Origin of the sequence: Dehalobacter sp. CP, from assembly GCF_047652685.1 — a bacterium.
GTDB lineage: Bacteria > Bacillota > Desulfitobacteriia > Desulfitobacteriales > Syntrophobotulaceae > Dehalobacter.
This window is the reverse complement of sequence record NZ_CP157399.1, coordinates 1,032,501-1,037,500: the sequence shown is the minus strand read 5'-3', so window position 1 is coordinate 1,037,500 and position 5,000 is coordinate 1,032,501. Positions and strand designations below refer to the sequence as shown.

4 protein-coding genes and 1 rRNA gene (1 of these 5 only partly in view) are annotated in these 5,000 nt (G+C 44.2%); all 5 read right to left on the bottom strand.

The features are described from left to right. Positions 1-217 precede the first annotated feature (217 nt). Positions 218-1,889: ribosomal RNA gene (locus AAH944_RS05235) — 16S ribosomal RNA — on the bottom strand. 554 nt (positions 1,890-2,443) lie between these two features. After that, positions 2,444-2,647: a helix-turn-helix transcriptional regulator gene (locus AAH944_RS05230; protein WP_415537064.1), complete on the bottom strand. Its 204-nt coding sequence runs from the start codon at positions 2,645-2,647 to the stop codon at positions 2,444-2,446. Further along, complete coding sequence (locus AAH944_RS05225; RefSeq protein ID WP_415537062.1) at positions 2,637-2,987, bottom strand: DUF3796 domain-containing protein; 351 nt, start codon at positions 2,985-2,987, stop codon at positions 2,637-2,639. The genes AAH944_RS05230 and AAH944_RS05225 overlap by 11 nt, the downstream gene beginning before the upstream one ends. Before the next feature lie 300 nt (positions 2,988-3,287). After that, positions 3,288-4,823: an IS66 family transposase gene (gene tnpC / locus AAH944_RS05220; protein WP_287896874.1), complete on the bottom strand. Its 1,536-nt coding sequence runs from the start codon at positions 4,821-4,823 to the stop codon at positions 3,288-3,290. 102 nt (positions 4,824-4,925) lie between these two features. Continuing rightward, positions 4,926-5,000 carry the 3' portion of an IS66 family insertion sequence element accessory protein TnpB gene (gene tnpB, locus AAH944_RS05215; protein WP_287896876.1) on the bottom strand. It continues 288 nt past the right edge of the window, so the window shows 75 of its 363 coding nt (coding positions 289-363); its start codon lies beyond the right edge, outside the window; the stop codon is at positions 4,926-4,928.

Sequence of the window (5,000 nt, the reverse complement as noted above, 5' to 3'; positions counted from 1 at the left end):
CTTATTTTTTTTCCATACTTACCAGAATCTCTGATATGTATGGACATTATTTGAGTGTTTCTTTTACACATTACTGTGCTCAGGTCACTCAAAACTAAACAACAAGAAATCAATTGCTAAACTCACCTTACTTGAGAGTCAGTCCAGTTTGCACTGCTTTACTCTAAGTACCGACCTTGGAGTAGATTGAAGTCTAGCTTCAATCGGTTCTCCCTAGAAAGGAGGTGATCCAGCCGCACCTTCCGATACGGCTACCTTGTTACGACTTCACCCCAATCATCTACCCCACCTTCGACGGCTGGCTCCTTACGGTTACCCCACCGGCTTCGGGTGTTGCAAACTTTCGTGGTGTGACGGGCGGTGTGTACAAGGCCCGGGAACGTATTCACCGCAGTGTGCTGACCTGCGATTACTAGCGATTCCGACTTCATGCAGGCGAGTTGCAGCCTGCAATCCGAACTGAGAACGGCTTTCTCGGATTTGCTTCACCTCGCGGCTTCGCTTCCGTCTGTACCGTCCATTGTAGCACGTGTGTAGCCCAAGACATAAGGGGCATGATGATTTGACGTCATCCCCACCTTCCTCCGGTTTGTCACCGGCAGTCTATCTAGAGTTCTCAGCTTTACCTGTTAGCAACTAAATATAGGGGTTGCGCTCGTTGCGGGACTTAACCCAACATCTCACGACACGAGCTGACGACAACCATGCACCACCTGTCTCAACTTTCCCCGAAGGGCACTCCCATATCTCTACGGGATTAGTTGGATGTCAAGCCTTGGTAAGGTTCTTCGCGTTGCGTCGAATTAAACCACATGCTCCACCGCTTGTGCGGGCCCCCGTCAATTCCTTTGAGTTTCAACCTTGCGGCCGTACTCCCCAGGCGGAATGCTTATTGTGTTAACTGCGGCACAGAAGGGGTCGATACCCTCTACACCTAGCATTCATCGTTTACGGCGTGGACTACCAGGGTATCTAATCCTGTTCGCTCCCCACGCTTTCGCGCCTCAGCGTCAGTTACAGTCCAGAAAGTCGCCTTCGCCACTGGTGTTCCTCCACATCTCTACGCATTTCACCGCTACACGTGGAATTCCACTTTCCTCTCCTGTCCTCAAGCCATACAGTTTCCAATGCTTTACGGAGTTAAGCTCCGCACTTTCACATCAGACTTATATAGCCGCCTACGCGCCCTTTACGCCCAATGATTCCGGACAACGCTTGCCCCCTACGTATTACCGCGGCTGCTGGCACGTAGTTAGCCGGGGCTTCCTCGTTAGGTACCGTCAATCTCAAGCATTATTCACACTTAAGCCGTTCTTCCCTAACAACAGTATTTTACAACCCGAAGGCCTTCTTCATACACGCGGCGTTGCTCCGTCAGACTTTCGTCCATTGCGGAAGATTCCCCACTGCTGCCTCCCGTAGGAGTCTGGGCCGTGTCTCAGTCCCAGTGTGGCCGTTTACCCTCTCAGGCCGGCTACTGATCGTCGCCTTGGTAGGCCTTTACCCCACCAACTAGCTAATCAGACGCGGGTCCATCCCTAAGCGCTAGCATTTTCAGAGGCCAGCTTTCTTCTCCAAGAGATGCCTCTCGGACAATACATCCGGTATTAGCAGCCGTTTCCAGCTGTTGTCCCGGTCTTAAGGGCAGGTTACCCACGCGTTACTCACCCGTTCGCCACTAAGCTCCACCTGACACCCAGTGCTTTTCCTTCATACTCAATATGTGTTGGCACTTATTTAATGCGTGGTGCGCTCTCTTCGTTCGCGCACTCGCTTGCTCCACATATCTATGTGCAAAGCACTCGGTGTCAGGCGTAGCTCCGTTCGACTTGCATGTGTTAGGCACGCCGCCAGCGTTCGTCCTGAGCCAGGATCAAACTCTCCATAAAAACTATTTACGGAGCTTGATTCAGCTCGTTTGTTTACCAAAATTCATTGACGAGTCTAGCTTTTAATTCATTCTTGTTGTTCAGTTTTCAATGACCTTTGCGCCACCAGAGACATTTTTGTTCTCTAGTCACAATTGTTGATTTTAGCAGTTTTGTTTAGGAATGTCAACTACCAATTTCTTCATCGTTTGCTTTTTTGAATAAAAAAGCTTATTTCATTCATATCACGTCATTCGTCGATTGCAGCGTCTGTGATGCAGTTCCATCAACGACAGAAACTTATGCTATCAGATTCATTACGCAAAGTCAACTGCTAAATTTTCTACATGCTAAATCGTTAATACTGTCAAAATTTCAATATTTTGCAGAGAGAAAAAATCTACACCTTAAAATAAATACTAATATGTATTTTATACATAATTGCATTATTCTTTTAAGCGGCAAAAAAATTCGTAATATAGATCCACATTAGAACGTCAGCTTACAATTATTTACTGATTATGCTCTGTTTAAACAAGGATTGTTTTGTATGAAGGATGGTTTTATATTCCCTCTTAATCTTCGGTGACTATGAATAAATCATCTACCGTCGTACGGAAAACCTTGGCAATATCAAATGCTAATTTTAGAGATGGATTGTACTTCCCATTTTCCAAATGGCCGATTGTTTCACGTCTAACACTCACTAGGTCTGCTAATTCTTCCTGTGTCATATTTACTTTTGCCCTGTACTCTTTTATTTTCGTTTTAATTGCCATGAGAGCAACCTCTTGATTCTCTAAATTCAGAGATAACTAAAATGACGATAAACAAAGCAACAGGGATAGAGAAACTCATTGCTAATCCTTTTAGCAGCAGGGTAGTATTATTGGTCAATATTGATACCACGATTGTTAAAACCTGTACGGTTACTGCAGTAAAAAAAGAGGGTGTTACGGCTCTTTGGACGTTGAGCTTAAATAACTCATCTGGTCTGATAAAAAAATAACGAAAGAAAACAAAATACGCAAAAAAAGCAATAATTCCTCTATTTTCCGTGATAATGCCTAGTATGCCGATAAAACCAAATAGACCTAAATACCCCAATATATTTTTCATGATTTTCCCCTTCCTATTTATAATATAATGTGATATATTTATATCATAATGATATAAATATATCACATTATATTTTTCACATCAAGATGTATTGCATAAATTATTTTCAAGCTTTACTTCACCGCTCCCCTGTTGTCCTTAGCACCACGGCACTAAGCCATCCATAGCCGTCGCAACGTTTTAATCTTCCCTTGCAGTATCGTCGCCCCAGGAGGTTCCTCAAACTTTCCTACAGGGTAAGCGTCAAACAATAAAGTGTATAGAAAAAAAGCAAAACCCAGTGTAAACTGAGGTTTTGCTCTATTTACAGATTTCCTGAACTTCCGGACTCCACGGCAGATAATCCTCAAGGATTTCAGGATACTGACCGAACTGTTCACCCGGTAGCCGGTTAAGAATATAGTAAAGATATTTGTAAGGACTTAGGCCATTGGCTTCAGCGCTTTCAATCATACTGTAAACGGCTGCGCTTGCCGCGGCTCCTCTGGGACTTCCGCTGAACAGCCAGTTTTTGCGTCCAATAGTGAAGGGCCGAATACAGTTTTCTGCCAGGTTATTGGAAATACAGCAGTTACCGTCTTCCAGATAATTCATCAGTTCTTGCTTTTGGTTTAAAGCATAATTTAAGGCCTTACTCAGTTTGGATTTGGGAAGAACTTTGTTTTCGACAGAATCAATCCATGCCCAAAAAGCATCCAATACTGGTTTTTCCTGTTTCAGACGTTCGAATTTGCGTTTTTCACTTGTCAGATTTTCAAGAGTACTTTCAATTTCAAAAAGTTTGTTGCAATAAGTAATCCCCTGACCAGATAGCGTATCATCGGGACCACGGATGTCTTTAGGCAAAGCATCGACAAAATTTCTGCGAAGATGTGACCAGCAAAGACAGCGTATGATGTTCTCGACCTTTTTGTAACCGGCGTAAGCATCCGAGTGAAGGTATCCCTTAAATCCCTCCAGAAATTTTTGTGGGTAAATTCCATTTCTTCCGGGCTCATACTCAAAGATCCGGATAGGATGCTCAGTATGCTTTCCGGTAGTGTATACCCACATGTAAGAATCACTTGTATTCTTGCGACCTTCCTCATTCATCACCTGAACAGGAGTCTCATCAGCATGAATATATTTTTCTTTAAGGAGCTCTTGATGCATAACTTTTAGGATGGGGGTCAGCCAATCGCGGGACGCAGCTATGATCCAGTTAGCCATGGTAGCGCGGCTTAAAGACAAACCGAGCGTCTTCCACTCTTTTTCCTGACGGTAAAGGGGAAGCGCGTTTACAAACTTCTGGTGCATGACCCAAGCCACTGTGGAAGGAGTCGCTAAGGAGTGCTGAATAACCGAATCAGGTATCGGGGATTTCTCCATGTAAGGCAGACCATTTTTGCGGCAGCTGCGGCATTCGAAGGTCTCACGGTAAAGGTCAATTACCCTAAGCTTAGCCGGAATATATTCAACTTCTGTACGCACAAATTTTTCACCGACGGATTTAAGCGGGGTATTGCACGTTTCGCAAAAACGTTCATCTTCAACAAGGGTACAGAGCTTTTTTTCATGCGGCAGATTTTCTAAAAGTTCTTCCCGCCGGCCATTTACTTTCTTTCTCCGGTAACCCTCGACCTTTTTCAAGTCAGGTTCCTTGGACTTCGGATCGGTCTCGGTTTCCGCTTCATTAAAAAGAGACATCTGTCCTAAGGATAGAACGGATGTCTTCTCTGTGCTTCGGCCATAGAGTTTACGCGTTAGATGGTGTACGGTTTCCAGAAGGAGTCTATTTTCCTTCTCCAGTTCGGATATGCGATTTTCCAGCGTTTTGATCTGTTCAGCCGTACTCATCAAATTACGATATCCTTTGCGTTTTTCGCTGCTTATATTTTACCATAAAAATACCAAACAATCCAGCATTTATGCGGACTTTCGGCACTTTTCCCAAAGTTTTTACAGGGAAAAACACTTCTCTTTACCCAGTTTTTTTACGGCTTTTGGTTGATCAATGGACAGTCCTTCCATAAG

Coding starts and splice junctions, on each gene's coding strand:
- tnpC (WP_287896874.1), bottom strand. CDS start 4,823: ATGAGTACGGCTGAACAGATCAAAACGCTGGAAAATCGCATATCCGAA.
- AAH944_RS05230 (WP_415537064.1), bottom strand. CDS start 2,647: ATGGCAATTAAAACGAAAATAAAAGAGTACAGGGCAAAAGTAAATATG.
- AAH944_RS05225 (WP_415537062.1), bottom strand. CDS start 2,987: ATGAAAAATATATTGGGGTATTTAGGTCTATTTGGTTTTATCGGCATA.